20 protein-coding genes are annotated in these 21,010 nt (G+C 42.2%); 7 read left to right on the top strand and 13 right to left on the bottom strand.

Annotation, left to right across the window (positions count from 1 at the left end):
- The first annotated feature begins 32 nt into the window (after positions 1–32).
- Positions 33–1,031, top strand: coding sequence for a tetraacyldisaccharide 4'-kinase (gene lpxK / locus J0656_RS10340; RefSeq protein ID WP_207033476.1), 999 nt, complete (start codon positions 33–35; stop codon positions 1,029–1,031).
- On the opposite strand, the gene J0656_RS10335 is transcribed toward lpxK, so the two are convergent.
- From J0656_RS10335 to J0656_RS10295, 9 genes are all read right to left on the bottom strand, one after another.
- The gene (locus J0656_RS10335; RefSeq protein ID WP_417947012.1) at positions 1,028–3,190 is read right to left on the bottom strand and encodes a tetratricopeptide repeat-containing hybrid sensor histidine kinase/response regulator; all 2,163 of its coding nucleotides are present in this window, start codon (positions 3,188–3,190) and stop codon (positions 1,028–1,030) included. The two genes, lpxK and J0656_RS10335, sit on opposite strands and share 4 nt — an antisense overlap.
- Before the next feature lie 56 nt (positions 3,191–3,246).
- Positions 3,247–4,257, bottom strand: a complete 1,011-nt coding sequence (gene gap, locus J0656_RS10330) for a type I glyceraldehyde-3-phosphate dehydrogenase (RefSeq protein ID WP_207033472.1) — start codon at positions 4,255–4,257, stop codon at positions 3,247–3,249.
- A gap of 17 nt (positions 4,258–4,274) precedes the next feature.
- Positions 4,275–5,150, bottom strand: a complete 876-nt coding sequence (gene lipA / locus J0656_RS10325) for a lipoyl synthase (RefSeq protein ID WP_207033471.1) — start codon at positions 5,148–5,150, stop codon at positions 4,275–4,277.
- A gap of 62 nt (positions 5,151–5,212) precedes the next feature.
- The gene (locus tag J0656_RS10320) at positions 5,213–5,773 is read right to left on the bottom strand and encodes an RNA polymerase sigma factor (protein WP_207033469.1); all 561 of its coding nucleotides are present in this window, start codon (positions 5,771–5,773) and stop codon (positions 5,213–5,215) included.
- 27 nt (positions 5,774–5,800) lie between these two features.
- A complete protein-coding gene (locus J0656_RS10315; RefSeq protein ID WP_108247176.1) occupies positions 5,801–6,010 on the bottom strand; it encodes a membrane or secreted protein in 210 nt (69 codons plus the stop codon).
- 82 nt (positions 6,011–6,092) lie between these two features.
- Positions 6,093–6,851 (bottom strand): anti-sigma factor, encoded by a 759-nt coding sequence (locus J0656_RS10310; protein ID WP_207033467.1) that lies wholly within the window; start codon positions 6,849–6,851, stop codon positions 6,093–6,095.
- Positions 6,848–7,414, bottom strand: coding sequence for an RNA polymerase sigma factor (locus J0656_RS10305; RefSeq protein WP_207033466.1), 567 nt, complete (start codon positions 7,412–7,414; stop codon positions 6,848–6,850). The genes J0656_RS10310 and J0656_RS10305 overlap by 4 nt, the downstream gene beginning before the upstream one ends.
- 203 nt (positions 7,415–7,617) lie before the next feature.
- Positions 7,618–8,634, bottom strand: a complete 1,017-nt coding sequence (gene murB, locus J0656_RS10300) for a UDP-N-acetylmuramate dehydrogenase (RefSeq protein ID WP_207033464.1) — start codon at positions 8,632–8,634, stop codon at positions 7,618–7,620.
- The gene (locus J0656_RS10295) at positions 8,631–9,824 is read right to left on the bottom strand and encodes a pyridoxal phosphate-dependent aminotransferase (protein ID WP_207033462.1); all 1,194 of its coding nucleotides are present in this window, start codon (positions 9,822–9,824) and stop codon (positions 8,631–8,633) included. Before J0656_RS10295 ends, murB begins: the two co-directional genes overlap by 4 nt.
- Before the next feature lie 153 nt (positions 9,825–9,977).
- On the opposite strand from J0656_RS10295, the gene J0656_RS10290 reads away from it, so the two are divergent.
- The gene (locus tag J0656_RS10290) at positions 9,978–11,315 is read left to right on the top strand and encodes a PDZ domain-containing protein (RefSeq protein WP_237688913.1); all 1,338 of its coding nucleotides are present in this window, start codon (positions 9,978–9,980) and stop codon (positions 11,313–11,315) included.
- Positions 11,316–11,374: 59 nt separating this feature from the next.
- Here J0656_RS10290 and J0656_RS10285 read toward each other — a convergent pair whose 3' ends face one another.
- Positions 11,375–11,761, bottom strand: a complete 387-nt coding sequence (locus J0656_RS10285) for a DUF1573 domain-containing protein (protein ID WP_207033458.1) — start codon at positions 11,759–11,761, stop codon at positions 11,375–11,377.
- A gap of 197 nt (positions 11,762–11,958) precedes the next feature.
- Here J0656_RS10285 and J0656_RS10280 point away from each other — a divergent pair, with 197 nt between their 5' ends.
- The 5 genes from J0656_RS10280 to J0656_RS10260 all read left to right on the top strand — a co-directional run bounded on the left by J0656_RS10280 (position 11,959) and on the right by J0656_RS10260 (position 19,297).
- The gene (locus J0656_RS10280) at positions 11,959–14,583 is read left to right on the top strand and encodes a valine--tRNA ligase (RefSeq protein WP_207033456.1); all 2,625 of its coding nucleotides are present in this window, start codon (positions 11,959–11,961) and stop codon (positions 14,581–14,583) included.
- Positions 14,584–14,689: 106 nt separating this feature from the next.
- Positions 14,690–16,078: a Gfo/Idh/MocA family protein gene (locus J0656_RS10275; protein ID WP_207033454.1), complete on the top strand. Its 1,389-nt coding sequence runs from the start codon at positions 14,690–14,692 to the stop codon at positions 16,076–16,078.
- A 12-nt stretch (positions 16,079–16,090) separates the two neighbouring features.
- The gene (locus J0656_RS10270) at positions 16,091–17,143 is read left to right on the top strand and encodes a GHMP family kinase ATP-binding protein (protein ID WP_207033452.1); all 1,053 of its coding nucleotides are present in this window, start codon (positions 16,091–16,093) and stop codon (positions 17,141–17,143) included.
- Positions 17,144–17,148: 5 nt separating this feature from the next.
- Entirely contained in the window at positions 17,149–17,976 is an 828-nt protein-coding gene (locus J0656_RS10265; RefSeq protein ID WP_207033450.1) for a sugar phosphate nucleotidyltransferase, read from the top strand.
- 52 nt (positions 17,977–18,028) lie between these two features.
- Positions 18,029–19,297, top strand: coding sequence for a sterol desaturase family protein (locus J0656_RS10260; protein ID WP_207033448.1), 1,269 nt, complete (start codon positions 18,029–18,031; stop codon positions 19,295–19,297).
- On the opposite strand, the gene J0656_RS10255 is transcribed toward J0656_RS10260, so the two are convergent.
- Genes J0656_RS10255 through J0656_RS10245 form a run of 3 tightly spaced genes read right to left on the bottom strand, consistent with a single transcriptional unit; the run spans position 19,294 to position 21,008 of the window.
- Positions 19,294–19,557: an acyl-CoA-binding protein gene (locus tag J0656_RS10255; protein ID WP_207033446.1), complete on the bottom strand. Its 264-nt coding sequence runs from the start codon at positions 19,555–19,557 to the stop codon at positions 19,294–19,296. The genes J0656_RS10260 and J0656_RS10255 overlap by 4 nt on opposite strands.
- Positions 19,550–20,215: a phosphatidylserine decarboxylase family protein gene (locus tag J0656_RS10250; RefSeq protein ID WP_207033444.1), complete on the bottom strand. Its 666-nt coding sequence runs from the start codon at positions 20,213–20,215 to the stop codon at positions 19,550–19,552. The genes J0656_RS10255 and J0656_RS10250 overlap by 8 nt, the downstream gene beginning before the upstream one ends.
- Positions 20,205–21,008 carry a phosphatidate cytidylyltransferase gene (locus J0656_RS10245; protein ID WP_207033443.1) on the bottom strand — a complete coding sequence of 268 codons (804 nt, stop codon included), beginning with the start codon at positions 21,006–21,008 and terminating at the stop codon, positions 20,205–20,207. The genes J0656_RS10250 and J0656_RS10245 overlap by 11 nt, the downstream gene beginning before the upstream one ends.
- Positions 21,009–21,010 lie beyond the last annotated feature (2 nt).

Raw genomic sequence — 21,010 nt, 5'->3', positions numbered from 1 at the left:
GGGCTAAAGATAAAATATTATATTTTCGTTCAATGCTTCAATTGCTCCGGAAAATAGCGTTCCCCATTTCGTTGATCTATGCCTTGGTGGTACATGTTCGAAACTTCTTGTTCGATACAGGTGTTTTTTCATCCAAATCGTACCGAATCCCGACCATTTGTGTGGGCAACCTAAGTGTGGGGGGAACGGGAAAAACCCCCATGACCGAATATGTATTAAGGATATTGGCGGAAAGAAACACTGCGGTGCTGAGCCGGGGATATAAGCGCAAATCGGATGGATTTTATTTGGCCAATGCCAAAAGCACTGTTCTGGAGCTGGGTGATGAACCTTATCAAATCCATAGAAAATTTCCCGAAGTTGCTGTTGCTGTGGATGCCGATAGATGTAACGGTATCGAAAAATTGGAAAAATTGGTGAACCCAGAGATGATTGTTTTGGACGATGCATTTCAGCACAGAAAGGTAAAACCGACTTTTTCAATTTTACTGACCACCTATCAAAATTTATATGTAGACGACTGGTATTTGCCAACAGGCAGCCTCCGGGATGCCAAAAAGGAGGCCAAACGGGCAGATTTGATTATTGTCACAAAGTGTCCGCTAGGTCTGGATGACATAGAGAGGAACGCTATTGAGGCAAAGTTAACTCCTGAAAAACATCAAAAAGTGCTATTTGCCCATTTAGCCTACCATGATTGTGTAAGTGATGGCAGCGAAGAGAAAATACCATTGAAGGAATTGAAGGGCAGGCAGGTGGCTTTGGTAACGGGAATAGCTTCTCCAGGACCTTTGGTTCGCTATCTTGATGACTTGGGGGTTGATTTTAAGCATTTTGAGTTTGGAGATCATCATAATTTTAACGCATCGGAAATTGACAAATTCAAAGGCTATGAGTTGATTCTAACTACAGAAAAAGACTTTGTTCGGCTAAAGGGTAGTGTGGATAGGCTCTACTATTTGGAAATTGCCCACAACTTTTCCAAAAAAGATGAATTGATACTACAAAGAGCTATTGAGGATTTGTTCTAAATGGAACCTTCCATTTTGCTTCTAAAAATATTTTCACCAATTTTTTGATAAAATACTTCAGGTTTAAAAGGTTTGGTGACCACATCGTTACAGCCAGCATCATAGAAACTGTCCAGGCTGTCGTCCAATGAAATGGCCGTTAGTGCTATAATTGGGATAACCGTATCAAACTTACGGATTTGGCGAGTTGCCTCTTCTCCGCTTATACCGGGCATGTGAATGTCCATCAGAATGGCATCGTAGGTATTATTTTTTGCCATATCAATGGCTTCGTTACCATTGTTGGCAATGTCGCAGGTAATCTCTTTTTTGGTGAGCATTTTTTTGGTAATCACCTGATTTATTTTGTTGTCCTCTACTACGAGCACGTGCAGCCCTTTGAACTGAAATTCATCAAGGTTGAGCTCGAATGCAATTTCATCTCCTTCTTTACTCTCATAATCCAAGTCCATCTCAAAGTAGAAAGAACTACCGTGGTCCAGTTCACTTTCTAGATGAATGGTGCTTCCAAATAGTCCCAAGAGACTTTTTACAATTGTTAGGCCAAGGCCTGTTCCGCCGTATTCCCTATTGATTTGGATGGACCCCTGCTCAAAACTTTCGAATATATTTTTTTGTTGGTCTTCCGAAATACCGATTCCGTTGTCCCGTACTTCAAAATAAATTTTTACTTGGTCCTCTTCTTTTTTAAGCATTTTGGCTATGACCTCGACCCTGCCGTTTTTGGTGAATTTAAGGGCGTTACCGACCAAATTCATGAAGATTTGTGAAAGTTTGATTGGGTCTCCCATCAACTTTTTCGGAATTGTGGGGTCGTAGTCCAGAATAAGTTCTGTTTTTTTCTCGTGGGCATTTTGTTGCAGGGATTCTACAACATCATCCAATACTTTATGTAGCTTGAACTCGATGTTCAGAGGTTCCAGCTTTTCTGCATCAATTTTATTTATTTGAAGGATATCGTTGATGAAATTGAGTAGGTATTCCCCAGAAAACTTTAAAGATTTTAGGTGTTCTTTTTGGTGTTCTGATGGATTCTCCTCCAACAATAGGTGGGTGAGCCCGGTTACAGCGTACAACGGTGTTCGCAGTTCGTGCGTTACTGTTGACAAGAAGTTGGTTTTCGCCTCCATGGCCGATACAGCAGCATCACGCGCCAATTCCAGCTCTTTGTTCTTTGTGTAGAGCAGGTCATTGGTCTTTAATTTTATTTGGTTGTTTCGGAACAAGGAAACTGCCAATAGCGAGATTATGGTCAAAAAAGCCGATGTCAATATTGCCGTGATCTCTGAACGGTTTTTGGATTCGCTCAACTCTTCGTTTATTGCCTGTAGCTTGTTGAGCTCGTTCATTTGGTGTTCAAATCGTACTTTGTCCGCCGTATTTGCATCAAGCTTTGCTTTCTCCACATTGAATATGGAATCCTTCATTTTGGAAAGTCCCTTTGCGTACAATAATGACTCTGAGTAGTTGCCGTTTGCTTCGTAGATATTGGACAATTGCTCGTAAGCATTTTTGATTTCTTTGGAAAAGCCATGTTTTTCGGCTAGCTCCAGCGCAGCTTTGGAATGGACGATTCCTTCTTCCAAGTCGTTAAGGGTAACGCTTATTTTTGCCAATTGAAGATTGGCCCTGGTTGCTAGATAGGCCCGTTCCTTGTCATCAGAATTGACGATAAGTGCATGAAGGTTCTTTATGGCAGCATTGTATTTTTCTATATTGGTGTAGATGTAAGCTTCTTGCAACAAGATATTGTTGGTAAGGTTCCTGTTGTTGCTTAGTTTTCTTGATTCTTCCAGCTGTTTAAGGGCCTGGAAGTTGTTTCCTTCGGAGTATCTAAGGGATGCATCCAAATACAGATGAAAGGCTTGCCCAAAGGAATAAGAGGTATCCTTTAATAATATACTGGCACGGTCCCAATAAAAAATTGCCGTTTCATAATCGCCTTCTTCCAGAAAGAGTCTGGCGTATTGGTGATACGTATCCAACAATAGTTTGGAATCTTCATTCCTTTCTGCAATATTGGCGGCTTGGCTCAGCGTTTCAAGGGCTTTGTCCACGTTGTTTTCGTGGCGGTACCTCATAAAATCATTAAAGATTTCCTTGACATTGGATGCTGAATTGCCGTCGTTTTGGGCAATAGTTGTTTGTATGCACAATATTAAGCATAGTAGAAACGGCCATTTAAGGCCTGCCCTTTTGTTTGATAAGGTTGCGATCAAACGTAATTTTTCTTTATCAGCAAAGCTATTAAATCAATAATTCTGGAACAATATCCAGTTTCGTTATCGTACCACCCGATAATCTTTACCATTTTACCGATTACGGAGGTCATCAATGAATCAAACGTACAAGAGTAACAACTATTGTTTATGTCGATAGAAACAATAGGGTCTTCGGTGTAATTAAGAATTCCTTTAAGGTTGTTTTCCGCTTGCCTTTTAAAGGTAGCATTTATTTTTTCAATCGAGGTTTCCCGTATCACGTTGAACGTAATATCGGTCAATGACCCGTTTGGCACGGGCACTCGGATACCACATCCACCAATGACATTTGACAGTTCTGGAAAAATACTGGTCAATGCCTTTGCTGCGCCGGTTGTGGTAGGGATTATAGATTGCCCGGCTGCTCTGGATCTACGAAGGTCTCTGTGGGGACTATCGTGAAGGCTTTGGTCAGAAGTGTAGGAGTGAACAGTTGTGATGTACGCTTGTTCTATGCCGCACAGTTCGTTGATAACTTTGATCATGGGCGCAGCATTGTTGGTAGTGCAGGACGCGTTGGAAATAATCTGGTCGTCCTTGTCCAGGATATCCTCGTTTACGCCCAATACCACCATTTTTATGGAGTCGTCCAACGGCGGAACGGAAAGTATTACCTTTTTGGCCCCATTTTTTATGTGTAGGCCCAAGTCCGTTTTTGTCTTAAATTTCCCAGTGGATTCGACCACGATGTCCACCCCGTGGGATTTCCAGTTGATTTCATTTGGATGATGGTGGTTGAGTACCGGTATTTTGTTGCCATCAACAAGAATATGTCCATTTTGGTGCGATACATCAAAGGGCAATACACCATGTATACTGTCATATTTTAACAGATGGGCCAAGGTTTCGGCATTGGCCAAATCGTTTATGGCTACCACATTGATGTTCGGATGGTTGAGCAAAAGTCTAAAAAGGGTTCTACCTATACGACCGAAGCCATTTATACCAACGGTTATGTTTTTCATGATGATGGGGTGCCGTACTAGTGTATGTGCTTATGTGCTTTGTAGGATGAACGGACCAAAGCTCCGCTTTCTACATGCCTAAAGCCCATTTCCAGTCCTAATTCCTCGTATTTTTTAAATTGTTCCGGAAGGATAAATTGTTTTACCGGGAGGTGTTTTTTTGAAGGCTGGAGGTACTGCCCAATAGTGATTACATCCACATTCGCTTTTCGTAGGTCTTCCATAGTGGCGATAACTTCACTCTCTTCTTCGCCCAAGCCCAACATGATGCCCGATTTGGTCCTGTTTGCTCCGTTATTCTTCAGATAGTCCAATACTTCCAGACTTCTTTCGTACTTAGCTTGTATTCTAACCTCTCGTGTCAGCCTCTTTACGGTTTCCATGTTATGGGAAATCACTTCAGGGGCTACTTTCAATATTCTGTCCAAATGGTTGGGGATTCCTTGGAAATCAGGAATCAAAGTTTCCATTGTTGTTTCTGGATTCATGCGCCTTACGGCTTTTACCGTTTCTGCCCAGATAATGGATCCCATATCTTTTAGGTCGTCACGGTCCACAGAGGTGAGCACGGCATGTTTAATGTTCATGATCTTTATGGAGCGGGCCACTTTTTCCGGCTCCGCCCAATCCACAGTTTCCGGGCGTCCTGTTTTTACACCACAGAACCCACAGGAACGGGTACAGATATTTCCCAAAATCATGAATGTAGCGGTACCTTCGCCCCAACATTCACCCATGTTTGGGCAGCTGCCGGAGGTGCAAATGGTATGTAGGTCGTACTTGTCCACAAGCCCCCTGAGCTGGGTGTATTTTTTGCCCGTTGGAAGCTTAACCCTTAGCCACTTTGGCTTTCCTTTGGGTGGTATTACGTTTTCTGCTACGCTTGTGCTCATAGAACAAATTTAGAAGTACAAAGATACGAAACTGGGAAAGAAACTGTGTGACTTGGAAGGAGTCACTTTTTTTTGATGATTTCTGCCAAAAGTTTTTTGGCGCGGAGCAATTTCACCTTTATGTTATTGACGGGCTCATTGAGTTCTTTGGCTATGTCGGCATAGCTCATTTCTTGAAAATAGCGCAGGTTGATCACTTTCTGATAGTGTGGCTTCATTTTTTTGATATCCTGCAAGAGGTTGGCCAGATTTTGTTCCGTAATCAAACGGTCCTCTACCGTGGGAGTTTCGTCCAAAACTCTTTTTACCTCGTCTCCGCGGGATTCCATTTCGTTCATTAGACTTCTTTTGCGTTTTCTGAGAAGGTCTACATGAAGGTTTTTAGAGATGGTGATGAGCCAAGTTTTGAACTCGTAGTTTTCGTCGTAGGTATCGATTTTATCGAACGCTTTGGAAAAAGTCCTTATGGTAATGTCCTCGGCATCGTTTTCATTTTTGGTACGAAGCATTTGAAAACCGTACACATCGTTCCAAAAAGTGTCAACGAGGTTACTAAAGGCAATTTGGTTTCCCTCTTTTGCCCTTTGTATAATCTCCTTGATGGAATCGTTGGTTTTTTCCAAATAATAAGACTTGCCTAAGAATTAATTTTATTGGGTATTTGTAACGGTATCTTTCTTGCAATCTTGTTCTTCCGGTAGTTTTCCGCAAAAACCACAAGCTTCCCCGTCCTTGTTCAAAAAAGGACTTTGACTTGCACATGTACCGGCAAACTCGCCGTTCTTTTTTCCCCAGATTTTGATGGCGATTCCTGCAAATGCAAGTGCTAACAATCCAATGGTGACCAATACTAACTTCATAATCCAACTTTTGTACAAAGGTACAAAATACCTTGTTAAAGGTCGGAATGTTTAAGGTTTCTTTACCGTAAACTCTATTTTATTAGTAATTGATATTGGCTACGATATTGTCTACAGATGGAATATTGTTTCCGCCTTTTGGTTCAATGGTGATATATCCCACAGCATTGTCAGCGTAGGGTAGGGCAAGAAGTTTATCTTTTTCATCAAAATCTTTGATGACACCTAGGTTTACCAATTCTCCATTGACCTCTGCCCACATTTGGAAGCATTTATCCTCGGGAAGTTCCGGAACGTTGCTCACATTGATGTAAGACAGTTTTTTAACAGGGTTTATGTATGCAATGGCCTTAAGCTCCTTTGCCTCACGTTCACCTCTTACCTGATATTTTTTGGTAGCAGGATTGTTAAGAACAATGAACTGGTTTCTCATGTCGGCCAATTGGTCCTTCATATTGTCCTCCAAATACTTGATTTGGTTGGTGACCAAGGTATTTTCTTCCTGTAATGTTTTGTTCTGGTTCCAAAAGAATAGGGAGGAGCCGGCGAAAATCATGATGGCGATACTGGCGGCAACGGCATATCTCATATACCTTTTGCTTACCATGGTTTCTTTTCGTGCACTGGCAATTATAATGTCCTTTAAGCCTTCTGGAGTTTTTTTGGCATACATATTGGCAAAAGTCTCCAGATTTTTCTGAAGTACTTCATAGGTCTCCCGCACTTCGGGGTACATGGCAATATATCTTTCCGCTTTTTGGGATTCTTCCTTGGTGGTGTCCCCTAAAAGGTATTTCTCTAAAATGTCGGATTCTAAAAATATTTTAACTTTTTCCTTCATGACAACAAATTTAAGATTAAGAGCAGGGACATTGTTGTTCCGTAAATCTTTCCAAGTTCCCTAAGTCCTATTTTTAACCGGGATTTTATGGTTCCCAAAGGAATGTCCAATTCATCACTTGCCTCCTGCTGCGTCATTCCTTCAAAAAATAGGGCCTCTAAAACAATTCTGTACTTATCTTCGATTTTGTCCAAGTTTTCTTGGATGTCCAGATGTTCCGGGTTAATGGCCTTGACTCCAAGATTATATACGTCTGAAACGTCGATTTGGATTTCTTTATCCGATTTATTATTGACGCTGCGCAATTTATCTATGGCCGTATTCCTAACAATCCTGAACAACCATGTAAAAAGTTTGGCTTTGGAAGCATCATAGGTATCGGCTTTTTTCCAGATTTTGATAAAACTTTCTTGTAGTACGTCTTGGGCCAAATCCTCATCTTTTACTACCTTGAAAGCAACACCGAACAAGGTGTCCCCATAATTTTCATAAAGTAGGGAAATAGCTTTGTCATCTTTTTCCTCAAGGAGTGAAACAATATGTCTCTCGATCAATGTGCTCATTAATGATGCTTTTGGTAAAATTTTTTATGGGGCCAAAATCTAAAATAGGATTTATCTCGTATATAAAACAAAGCTAAGGCAGAAAAAGCTTTTTTGTCTTGTGAATTTTGAATAGAAATAAGGGGTTTCAAAGCCCTGACGACATACATAAATTTGGTTAGTTTGGTTTGGTATAACCCTCGTTATTGACTTCAATGCGGGGGTTATTTTATTATATTCACTTCAGGTTGAATCTTTATCTTGAAGGTTTTTTGCACTTCGTCCTGAATTTTTTTGCTTAGGTCAAGAATTTCTTTGCCCGTGGCACTTCCGTGGTTAACCAAAACAAGGGCCTGTTTTTCGTGTACGCCTGCGTCACCAAAGCGTTTCCCCTTAAAACCACATTGCTCTACCAGCCAACCGGCGGGAATCTTAAATTTATCGTCGTCCATTTCATAAAAAGGCGCATTGGGGTATTTTTTGATGAACCTATCAAACGCTTTTTGAGAAATCACGGGATTTTTAAAAAAGCTTCCGCAATTGCCTATTTCCTTAGGGTCGGGCAGTTTGCTTCTCCGTATAGCGATGACGGCATCTGAAATATCCCTGATTGTCGGATGTACAATGCCCTTCTCCTTCAATTCGTTCTCAATGGAACCATAGCCTGTGTGAAGTACATGGTCTTTCTTGGTCAACTTGAGTACTACCGAAGTGATGATGTATTTATCCTTTGCTCTGTTCTTGAAAATGGATTCCCTGTACCCGAACTCGCATGCTTCGTTATCAAAACCCTCGAGCTGGCCAGTTTTGACGTCCATGGCGGCACAACTCACAAAAACATCTTTTAGTTCAACACCATAAGCACCAATATTTTGGATGGGTGCCGTGCCAACGTTGCCCGGGATTAGCGAAAGATTCTCGAGTCCGCCAAACCCTTGGTCCAGACTCCACATAACAAGTTCGTGCCAATTCTCGCCGGCCATTGCCTTGACCTCTACAAAATTCTCGTTTTCTTCAACAATGGAGATGCCCTTTAGTTTTAGGTGTACCACCAAAGCATCTATATCTTTGGTAAGTAGCATGTTGCTTCCTCCGCTGATGATGAACTTTTTGGGATATGCTTTGAGCTCCAGTACTTTTTGAAGCTGGACAAGACCTGTTATTTCAACAAAGAACCGTGCCTTAACGTCAATGCCGAAGGTATTATAGTTTTTTAAGGATATGTTTTCCTGTATGTTCACTGGGCGTTATACTCTCTTAAAGCCTTTCCTAAAATATGGACTGCCTTTACAAGTTGCTCTTTTTCCAGCACATAGGCAATTCTAATCTGATTTTTTCCCAAACCAGGTGTTGCATAAAAACCGGCAGCGGGAGCCACCATTACCGTATTTCCATCTACCTCAAAACTTTCCAACAACCATTGCGCAAAATGGTCGGCATTCTCAATGGGAAGCTCGGCAACACAATAAAAGGCACCTTGTGGGGTAGCAACCTTTACACCTTCCAATTTATTGAGCTCGGTGATCAAAAGGTTTCTTCGGGAAACATATTCGTCGATTACATCATCAAAATAGGATTGTGGAGTTTCCAAAGCGGCCTCGCTGGCAATTTGGGCAAAGGTTGGAGGTGACAATCGCGCTTGCGCAAATTTTAGCGCAGTACCAATAACTTCTTTGTTTTTTGAAATCATACAACCAATACGGGCGCCACACATGCTGTACCTTTTGGATACGGAATCAACCACAATGGCATGCTCTTCCAATCCCTCGACCTGAAGAATTGAATAGTGTTCCCTGCCGTCATAAGTAAATTCGCGATATACCTCATCGGCCACTAGGAAAAGATTGTACTTTTTGACCAAATCCGCCAACTGATGAATTTCTTCCTTACTATAAAGGTATCCCGTTGGGTTTCCAGGGTTACAAATTAGAATGGCCTTCGTTTTTGGAGTGATAAGGTCTTCAAACTTGGAAATGGGAGGAAGTGCAAAGTTATTTTCAATGGATGAAGCAATGGGTTTTACCTTAACACCTGCGGCAGTGGCAAAACCGTTGTAATTTGCATAAAATGGTTCGGGTATGATAATTTCATCATCATTGTCCATAATGGTGCCCAATGTAAAGGACAATGCCTCGGAACCGCCCGTGGTCACTATAATATCTTCAGCATCAACAAAAATATCCTGTTTTGTATAGTAATCCGCAATTTTTTTTCGGTACTCCTCAGAGCCCTGGGTCATGCTATACTCAAGAACCTCAATGTTATGGTTGCGAACCGCATCCAAAGCCACTTTTGGGGTTTTAATATCGGGTTGTCCAATATTTAGGTGGATAACATGGATTCCTCGTTTTTTGGCAGCCTCTGCGTAGGGCACCAATTTTCGGATAGGTGATGCGGGCATTTGAGTCCCTTTCTTTGAAATGCTTGGCATGAACTAAAGTTTTGGCAAAAATGAGAAAACCTAATATCGAAAACAACAAGATTGAACATAAATTAATTGTTATTGGAAATGTTAAAATATGATCGGGTTCAAACCTTATTTTGTATATTCCTTAGTGAAGAGGTGATTATTTTATGTATGTCGATGAGAAAGGGTTTGATTTTTATGCTTCTTTTAATTGCGCCAATGTTTATTTTGGCGCAGGGCTTTGAATTGCCCGAGGACAAGAAATTCCAACGAATCAACTTTGAACTCATAAATAACCTCATCATCATTCCTGTGGAGATTAACGGGGTTGAACTGACCTTTATACTCGATTCCGGTGTAAGCAAACCTATTCTTTTCAATCTGTCGGAATCAGATTCCATACCCATCAACAATGTTTCCGAAGTTACCATACGTGGTCTGGGCGATGGAAAGCCTATGAAGGCGCTGAGTTCCAAGAGGAATATATTTAGGTTGGGCAAAGCGATGAATTTTGCCCAAGACCTATATGTGGTGATGGATCGTGGAATCGATTTTTCAACGACATTGGGAATTCCTGTACATGGTATAATGGGCTATGATCTATTCCGTGATTTTATTATTGAGGTGAACTATAACGCTAGAAAGCTGAAACTGCACAATCCCGAACTTTACACATATAAGGAGAGGAGAAACAGACAGACCATTCCTTTGTTGGTAGAAAAAAGAAAAGCATATGTTGAGGGAACGGTATTGATGAAGGATACGGCCAATATCAACGTGAAGTTACTTGTGGATACTGGAAGTAGTGATGCACTTTGGTTGTTTCCCGAACCCGAAAAGGGATTGGAAATACCCGAAAAAAACTATGAGGACCATCTGGGAAGAGGTCTGAGCGGCGATATTTTTGGAAAACGGAGTAAGATCAATGGAGTCCAGATAGGTGATTTTAAACTGGATGAAGCCAAAGTTGCTTTTCCTTATAGAGAGTCTTTTCAGGGAATAGATAGTTTGAATGGCCGAAATGGTAGCTTGGGGGGAGAGGTGCTCAAACGTTTCAACATGGTTTTTGATTATGGCAGAGGTCTGGTCACCCTAAAAAAGAACGGTAATTTTAATGAACCCTTTCAGTACAACTTGGCCGGAATCGATTTGCAGCACAATGGCTTAAGATACATTGCAGAGAGTATTGCGGATGTTAATGGGCTTGTCAAGGAGGACAATGGCGATACATTTGGTAACGTTCAGATTTTATTGGAGAACAAGACCAGGTTGAGTTTGGTCCCAGAAATTGTGGTGTCCGGTATCCGTGCCGGTAGCCCTGCTGCAGAGGCTGGTTTACGTGAAGGAGACGTTATACTGGCTGTAAACGGGAAAAAAGTTCACAAATACAAACTTCAGGAAATTCTTAAAATGATAAACGAACGTGAAGGAAAGCGGATAAAAGTGCTTATAGAAAGATACAACACAGACCTGCTTTTCACCTTTGTCCTTAAAAAGATGTTCGACGACGATTAAAAGAAAAGGCCCCAAAATCAATTGATTTTAGGGCCTTCAAAAAAATAATTCTCTTCTTCTTACTTTGCTCCAGGATTTTTAACGGTACCCTTGATTTTGAGTACTTTCGTTGGAGTATCAGCATTTGAGGTTACAGTAATGGCCTTTCTGATAGGGCCAACCCTGTTTGTGTCATATTTTACTTCGATTTTACCAACTTTTCCAGGCATAATCGGTTCTTCTGGTTTTTTAGGAATAGTACATCCACAGCTAGATTTAACACTACTGATTACCAAAGGAGCATCACCTGTATTGGTAAATTCAAATACACGAACACCATCGCTACCTCTTTCAATTTCTCCGTAATCAATGGTCTCGCTCTTAAATTCGATTTTAGCGGTTTCTTGAGCGTATACCCCTAAGGATAAAAGCCCTATAAACAGCATCAGTACAGTTTTTTTCATCATTTTTGGTTTTTGGGTGAACTTCAAATGTAGATGTTTTGATACCTGCATCCAAAATTCTTTTGTTATAGAATAACGTTACTTATTTTTGTTTCGTATTTCTGAATTGGTACTAAGCTGAAGAATAGCGTAAAATTAACATTTTGCTTTCCTTTCAAAAAAACCAATCACAGTCTTATTAACAAAAACTATACCGAAAAATGGAAATTCCATCAAAATATGACCCAAAAAGGGTTGAAGAGCATTGGTATGCCTACTGGTCGGAACATGATTATTTTAGTTCCAAACCCGATGACAGGGACCCCTATACCATAGTAATACCCCCACCCAACGTCACCGGGGTGCTCCACATGGGCCACATGCTCAACAATACCATACAAGATGTTCTTATCCGTAGGGCCAGACTTTTGGGAAAAAATGCCTGCTGGGTTCCGGGAATGGACCACGCGTCCATAGCCACGGAGGCCAAGGTAGTTGCCAAGCTCAAGGCGGATGGTATCGATAAATCCAAGTTGACCCGCGATGAATTTCTAAAACATGCCTGGGATTGGACCAATGAGTATGGGGGAGTAATTCTTCAACAATTGAAAAAATTGGGTTGTTCCTGTGATTGGGACCGCACCAAGTTTACGATGGATGACGATATGTCAGCATCGGTAATCAAGGTTTTTGTTGATTTATACAATAAAGGTTTGATTTACAGGGGGTACCGAATGGTGAACTGGGACCCCGAGGCCAAGACCACGCTTTCCGACGAGGAAGTAATCTATGAAGAGCGGCAGGGCACCCTATATTATCTGTCCTATGCCATCGAAGGTTCCGATGAAAAAGTGACCATTGCCACCACCCGTCCGGAGACTATTTTGGGCGATACCGCCATCTGTATCAATCCAAATGATGAAAGATACCGTCATTTGAGGGGCAAAAAGGCAATTGTGCCCATTTGCGATAGGGTAATCCCTATTATCGAAGATGAATATGTCGATGTGGAATTCGGTACAGGGTGCCTAAAAGTTACCCCTGCCCACGACGAGAACGATAAAAATCTTGGTGATAAACACAATCTTGAAGTAATCGATATTTTCAATGAAGATGCCACCTTGAATTCTTTTGGCCTTCATTATCAGGGAAAAGACCGCTTTGTGGTACGCAAAGAAATCTCCAAAGAGCTTGAAGAGAAAGGATACTTGGTAAAAACAGAACAGCATACCAATAAAGTGGGTACATCTGAAAGGACCAAAGCGGTAATCGAACCACGATTGTCCGACCAATGGTTCTTGAAAATGGAGAATATGGCGAAACCTGCCTTGGAAGGCGTTTTGGAGACCAAGGATGTAAAATTGTACCCTTCCAAATTCGATAACACCTATCGCCATTGGATGGAGAACATTCGCGATTGGAACATTTCCCGTCAATTGTGGTGGGGACAGCAAATCCCTGCTTACTATTATGGTGATGGCAAAGAGGATTTTGTTGTGGCCGAAACTCCAGAAGAAGCTTTGCAACTTGCCAAATCCAAAAAACCAAATATTCAACTTTCCGATTTGCGTCAAGATCCTGATGTTTTGGATACTTGGTTTTCCTCTTGGTTATGGCCCATCAGTGTTTTTGGTGGCATCTTGGAACCAGATAATAAAGAAGTCAATTATTATTACCCGACCAGCGATCTGGTCACGGGACCCGATATTCTGTTCTTCTGGGTAGCTAGAATGATCATGGCAGGATACGAATACCGAGGAAAACGACCGTTTGAAAATGTTTACCTCACAGGATTGGTACGTGACAAGCAACGTCGAAAAATGTCCAAATCCCTTGGTAACTCCCCCGATGCCCTAAAATTGATTGAGGATTTCGGTGCTGATGGTGTTCGTGTAGGATTGTTGTTGAGTTCCGCAGCAGGTAATGATTTGTTGTTCGATGAAGCCCTCTGCCAGCAAGGGGCCAACTTTGCAAACAAAATATGGAATGCTTTCCGATTGGTAAGGGGATGGGAAGTTGAGGATATTCCGCAGCCCGAAGCCGCACAAAAAGGAATCGAGTGGTACAAGGCCAAGTTCAATCAGACCTTGGTAGAGATTGAAGACCATTTTTCCAAATACCGTATTTCCGATGCGTTGATGGCTACCTATAAATTGGTGTGGGACGATTTCTGTTCTTGGCTGTTGGAAATCGTGAAGCCTGAGTATCAAAAGCCTATCGACCAGAAAACCTATGATGAGGTATTGGGTCTTTTTGAAGAAAACCTGAAGCTGTTGCATCCATTCATGCCATTCTTAACAGAAGAAGTTTGGCAGCATATCGCCGAACGTACTCCAGAGGATGCTTTGATTGTTTCCCAATGGCCCGAAGCAAAAGAAGTGGATTCAGCCTTGATTGCAGATTTTTATTTTGCTTCGGAGGTAATTTCGGGTATCAGAACCATCAGAAAGGAAAAAAACATTCCGCAAAAAGATGATTTGGAGCTATTTGTGTTGAATGCCGAAGGCGTGGATTCCCAAATGGACGCCATTATCCTGAAATTGGGTAATCTATCAAAAATGGAAACGATAGATACCAGTTTGGACGGAGCCCTGACCTTTAGGGTAAAGAGCAACGAATATTTTATCCCGATAAGCGGCGCCATTGATGTTGATGCAGAGATTGCCAAGATCACTGAGGAGCTCAATTATACCAAAGGATTTTTGAAATCTGTGGAGAAGAAACTGGGCAACGAGCGTTTTGTGAACAATGCACCTGAACAAGTGGTTGCCATGGAGCGCAAGAAAGCTGCCGATGCCGAGGCCAAAATCGAAACCTTGGAAAAGAGTTTGGCCAGCTTAAAATAAGCTAAAAGCATACTTAAATTAGAATTTTGAAAAGGGAAGTAAGCTTCCCTTTTCTTTATATTTTTTATACTTTGGAAGGCATAATAATCAAGTGACGTTAGAACCAATGAAAAACCTCGATAGAAGAAGTTTTATCCAAAAAACTTCGTTGACCGCCGCAGCTGTTTCCATAGCCCCGACCTATCTAAGAGCCAATTCCGAGAGACCTATCTCATCGACCTATATGGGTGGCTTTGCTGCTCCAAAATTGGAAAAGGTCCGTGCCGCTTTTATTGGAGTGGGAGCCAGGGGAGGAACGCATGCCAAATTTTTTGCCGCTTTGGAAGGGACCGAGGTAGTCGCTATCTGTGATCTTTATGAGGATTTGGTCAAAGAGAAGACGCGTTGGGTAAAAGAGGCAGCAGGAGAAAATCGCCATAAAAACATAGCCCAATACTGGGGAGACGAGGATGAGTGGAGGACCATGCTCAAAGAAGTAAAGCCCGATGTGGTGTTTATTGCCACCAATTGGGCCAACCATGCGCCAATGGCCATTGGGGCAATGGAATATGGGGCCCACGCCTTTGTTGAGGTGCCCATGGCCACCACCATTCAGGATATGTGGGACATTGTGGATGCCAGTGAGCGTACCCAAAAGCATTGCATGATGCTGGAAAACGTGAACTATAGCCGCGATGAACTCATGTTCCTCAATATGTGCCGACAAGGCCTGGTCGGGGAAATTTTACATGGCGAAGCGGCCTATATCCATGAGTTGCGCTGGCAGATGGAAGAGCAGGAGCGAGGTACGGGCTCATGGCGAACACCTCATTATGCCAAACGTAACGGAAATTTATATCCAACACATGGTTTGGGACCAGTGGCCCAATACATGAACTTGGCACGGCAAGAGGATACCTTCGGTAGCTTGGTTTCTTTCTCTACGCCGTCAAGAGGGCGTGAGTTGTATGCTGAGAAAAATTATCCTGCCGACCACAAATGGAACCAGTTGGACTTTAAAGGAGGTGATTTGAATACATCCATCATCAAAACTCACTTTGGAAAAACCATTATGGTGCAATGGGACGAAACCAGTCCAAGACCCTATTCTCGATTGAACTTGGTTCAGGGAACCAAAGGAGTTTTGGCAGGATTCCCGACTCGCGTAGCGTTGGAAGGTGGTGTGGAAGGACTTACGAAAGACCATCATTCTTGGGTGCAGGGAGAGCAACTCGATAAATTATATAAGAAGTACGATCACCCGCTTTACAAACGACTGAATGAAGCTGCGAAGGGCAGCGGACATGGAGGCATGGATGGTATCATGGTGTTCCGTATCGTGGAATGCTTGCAAAAGGGGCTTCCGCTCGACCAAAATGTTTATGAAGGGTGTCTATGGAGCGCCGTATCGCCATTGAGCGAACGGTCCGTGGCAAGTAATGGAGCACCGCAACCTTTCCCCGATTTTACGAGAGGCAACTGGAAGAATACCGAACCATTACAAATTATTAGTTAGTAGAAAATATTCATGATTGAAATAAAAGTACCCGCCCGAATCTGTTTTTATGGCGACCATCAAGATTATTTGGGACTTCCTGTGATTGCAGGAACCATTGACCGATTCATCAATTTAAGGGCAACCCAAAATCCCAATAGAGAATATCTGTTGAAATTGTTGGACCTGAACGAAGAAACATCAATTTCGCTGGATGATGATTTGAAGGCGATTCGGCCCGATGATTATTTTAGGTCGGTGATGTCCGTTTTAAAACAACAAGGTTTTCAGTTTGATAAAGGGTATGATATCGAAATTTCTGGAAATATTCCTGTGAACGCTGGTCTGTCCAGTTCTTCCGCTTTGGTGGTGGCCTGGATTCGTTTTTTGGTGGCAACACAGGGAAAATCGGAGGAAATCAGTGATTATCAAATTGGGAGGTGGGCCTATGAGGCGGAAGTGCTCTTTTTTGATCAACCTGGAGGCTTGATGGATCAGTACACCATAGCCCAAAAAGGATTGATCTATATCGATACCAAAAGCGGGGAAAGCACACGCCTAAACGCCCACTTGGGGAAATTGCTGGTTGCTGAGTCGGGCGTTCCCAAAAAGACCCTGGAGGTACTTAAAAATGCCAGGGTGTATCAACAAAGAACAATAGATGCCGTCACAAAGGCTCATCCTGAATTTAAATTGGAGCATGCCACTGTGGAGGATTATGAAAAATATGTAGAACTGGTGCCAGAGGAACTCCAAGGCTATTGGTATGCCGCCATCTATAATTATCACATAACGTTGGAGGCCAAAAAAGAGTTGCTGAAGCCAAGCCCCGATGTCCAAGTGTTAGGAGATTTGATGAACCAGCACCAAATCATCCTTCAGAACGAAATCAAAAATACACCCTTGAAAATGGTTGAAATGATGGATGCTGCCCGTGATGCGGGTGCCATTGGGACCAAGATAATAGGTTCGGGCGGCGGTGGCTGTATGGTGGCCATGGTTCCAGATGATATGGAAGAAAAGGTAATACAGACATTTTTGAGCAAAGGAGCGAAAGCAGTGTATGCCGTAGAATTAACAAGTTGAATATAATGGAGAACACGAGTTTGATCATCATGGTAGGTGGTGCATCATCACGAATGAAAAGGAGTTTAAAACAACGGGATGACCAGGTTATGGACAACATCCCTCACAAAAGTCTGATTCCCGTAGGGAAAAAGGGGAGGCCATTCCTGTATTATTTGGTCCAAAATGCGGTGGAGGCTGGTTACACCAACCTGTATTTGATCACAAGCCCGGAAAACGAAGCCTTTCAAAACTTAAAGGGTCAGGGCAATCTTCCCGCTGGATTGAATGTTTTTTTGGCCGTGCAATCTGTCCCGGAGGGAAGAACCAAACCATTGGGTACCGCCGACGCCCTTCAGCAGTGTTTGGATCAATATCCTGAATTAAAACAGACCACGTTTACCGTTTGCAATGGCGATAATCTATACTCCGTTGGCGCCTTACAAGATTTAAGGTCGGCTAGAAGAGCTCCCCACGCGTTGATCAGTTACGGAAGTTCAGGTTTTGATTATACCGAGGAGCGTATTGCCAAGTTTGCCGTAATGGATATTTCCGAGGATGGATTTTTACAACAAATTGTTGAAAAACCAAATGTGGAAGATGTTCCCAAGTATAAGGATGCATCCGGACAGCTAAGGGTGAGTATGAACATTTTCAGTTTTTCTGGAAATGAGATCTATCCCTACTTAAAAAACTGCCCCATCGACCCAGTGCGCGATGAGAAAGAATTGCCCAAAGCCGTTGCGGTTTTGGTGGATAAAGAGCCACGAAGTGTGCTCTGTATTCCCCGCTCGGAACACATTCCCGATCTAACGGATGCAAATGATATTCAGTTATTTAAAAATTTAGATTAACTTAAAGGCATATAATCCCATTCTTGCTGCGAGCAATATTTAAATTTTTGAAATGGAATCGTATGCAACGGCATTGTTATATGCTACACCGTTTTTTGTCGGCCTGGTATTGATAGAAATTCTTTACGGCCGTTTTGTTAAGGATCAAAAACACAACCTCATGGATACCGTGAGCAGTCTTAGCTCTGGTTTGACCAATGTGGTAAAGGATTCCTTGGGATTGGTGCTTATTTTGATCAGTTACCCTTTTTTATTGGAGCATTTGGCGCTTATTGAAATCAAGGCTACGTGGTTGGTCTGGGTGGTGGCCTTTATTGCTCTTGATTTTGCGGGTTATTGGAACCACAGGTTGAGCCATCATATTAACTTTTTTTGGAACCAGCACGTGATTCACCATAGCAGTGAAGAATTTAATTTGGCTTGTGCGTTGCGACAGCCCATTTCAAATTTGTTGGGATATTATGCACTCCTTTTGATTCCGGCCGCACTGATGGGCGTGCCGCACCAAGTGATTGCCATTTTGGCGCCTATCCATTTGTTTGCCCAATTTTGGTACCACACCCAGCATATTGGAAAACTTGGTGTTTTGGAATACGTGATTGTGACCCCCTCGCAGCATCGGGTTCACCATGCCATTAATCCAGAGTATATTGATAAAAACCTTGGGCAGATTTTTTGTGTTTGGGATCGAATCTTCGGAACTTTTCAAGAAGAACTGGATGAAGTGCCCCCACAATATGGTGTGCTGAAACCTGCCAACACTTGGAATCCTATCGTTATCAACTTTCAACATTTATGGCGATTGATACAGGATGCTTGGCGGACCAAAAATTATTGGGACAAATTACGCATCTGGTTCATGCCCACGGGATGGCGCCCAAAGGATGTAAAGGAAAAATATCCGATTCGGATTATAGAGAACGTGTACAATTTCAGAAAGTACCGACAAGAGGCTACCAGTTCTTTAAAGGGCTATGCATTGTTCCAATTGATCGTCACCACCTTTTTAATGCTATTTATGTTCTACAACTATTCGGATATTGGTTTTGATGGATTATTGTTGTTCGGTGCATTCATATTTGTGGGTATTTATGGATACACGACTTTAATGGACCGTAAAAATTACGCAGTTTGGATTGAGGTGGTCAGGGGGCTTGGTGGTCTGGTATTGATTTTTTTTACCAATGATTGGTTTGGAATAGATAACTACCTTGCTCTGGGAAGCTATCTGGTGGCCCTGTATTTTTTGATCACTATTTTTGGGGGAATCTACTTTACCTATTTTGAGAAATCGTTTGTGACCTCGGATTTAGTTTCCTAAAGGGATTTTAGTTCTTTATCGACCAATTCCACATAGTTTTCCATGGCTTCTTCCACACTTATTCTTTTGGCTTGGAACAGGGCATTTGCCTTAAATGCATTGATCAGCGGGGTTCTACTGCCTGGATTGTCAAAGTTTTTATTGGCAATCTTAAAGTAGGCGTAGAGTTTTAAGAGTAAATCTGCAGGTAAAGGGTCGGTGTAGTCGTTAACAAAGTTAACGGCATCTTCGAATCTTTTATGTAAATCTTCGTTAATCATCTAACGGTCTCACTGTAGCTATGCAAGTGTGCGCTCCAACTACTTTTTGATTTAGTTTAACGGTAATGTCACAATCCAAAGGGAGCAACAAATCAACACGGGACCCAAATTTTATAAAGCCTGCATCCTCGCCTTGGGTTACTTGTTCACCTTCCTCAGCGTAGTTTACGATCCTACGGGCCATGGCACCGGCTATCTGTCTATACCCTATTTCTCCGAATTTTGGTGTGTGGAGAATTACCGTGGTTCGTTCGTTTTCCGTACTCGATTTTGGGTGCCAGGCTACCAAATATTTCCCGGGATGATATTTGGAATACGTTACTGTTCCACTGGCGGGGTATCGGGTTACGTGCACATTTGTGGGGGACATGAATATGGATACCTGTTTTCTTTTTTCCTTGAAGTATTCAGGTTCATCCACTTCTTCAATGACCACGACCTTTCCGTCAACGGGGGCCAATATTTCATCAAAACTACGGGTGACACGTCTTTTGGGATTTCTGAAAAACTGGAGAATGGCAATGAGAAAAATTAATGCGGCAACCTGAAGCGAAAACCGGGCCCATTCCAAATTAACGTAGTAATGCGCCGCCAGAACGGCTGCAACCACGATAAAGAAAGTGATGATAATAATTCTTTGACCCTCTTTATGAAACATAGGAGAAAATATTTAAAATCAAATAAGCAAAAGGCGCAGCGAACACTAGGCTATCCAAACGGTCCCAAATTCCACCATGTCCAGGCAATATGGCACCACTGTCCTTAACCCCGGCCATTCGTTTGAACTTGGATTCCAATAAATCTCCCAAACTCCCCGCTACAACTATTAAACAGGCCATTGCCATCCACTCGGTAATCGACAACCTGGTTTCGTACCATGATAAAAAGTAAGCGGCCACCAATGCAAAAATAAGACCTCCTACAGAACCTTCAATGGTTTTTTTTGGAGAAACTGAAGGAAAAAGTTTGGTTCGGCCAAAAGTTCGCCCTGTTAGGTAGGCAAAAGTATCATTGACCCATATCAAAATAAAGATGCCCATGATAAGAAATTGGGCAAAATCATCATGTTTATATGGAATCATGGTCAAAAAAATACAGCCTCCACCGATGTAAAATAAACCAATGATGAATTTTTGGAACGTGCTAAATTTTTTGGGCCTTTTAGAGAAAAGGAACATGAGCAATGCAATGTCCACCGTGATGGTACAGAGCATTAGAAGGTTTATGGCGGTTGAGTCATTGGTAAGGTATATAAAAACCCACCAAAGTGCCAAATAGGCCATGAATATATGGTAGCCCTTTAGGTTTACAATGCGCTTGTATTCATACAGGCATGCCAGTCCAAAGGTCATAAATAAAAAGTCGAAGGCATCCGAGCTTAGAAAAACAGCACCCAGTAGAAGCAACACGTAAATCACCCCGGTTATGGAGCGTCTTAAAATTTCTCTCATGT

It is taken from the genome of Flagellimonas aurea (assembly GCF_017313785.1).
GTDB classification, from domain to species: Bacteria; Bacteroidota; Bacteroidia; order Flavobacteriales; family Flavobacteriaceae; genus Flagellimonas; species Flagellimonas aurea.
This window is presented reverse-complemented; position numbering and strand designations above follow the sequence as displayed.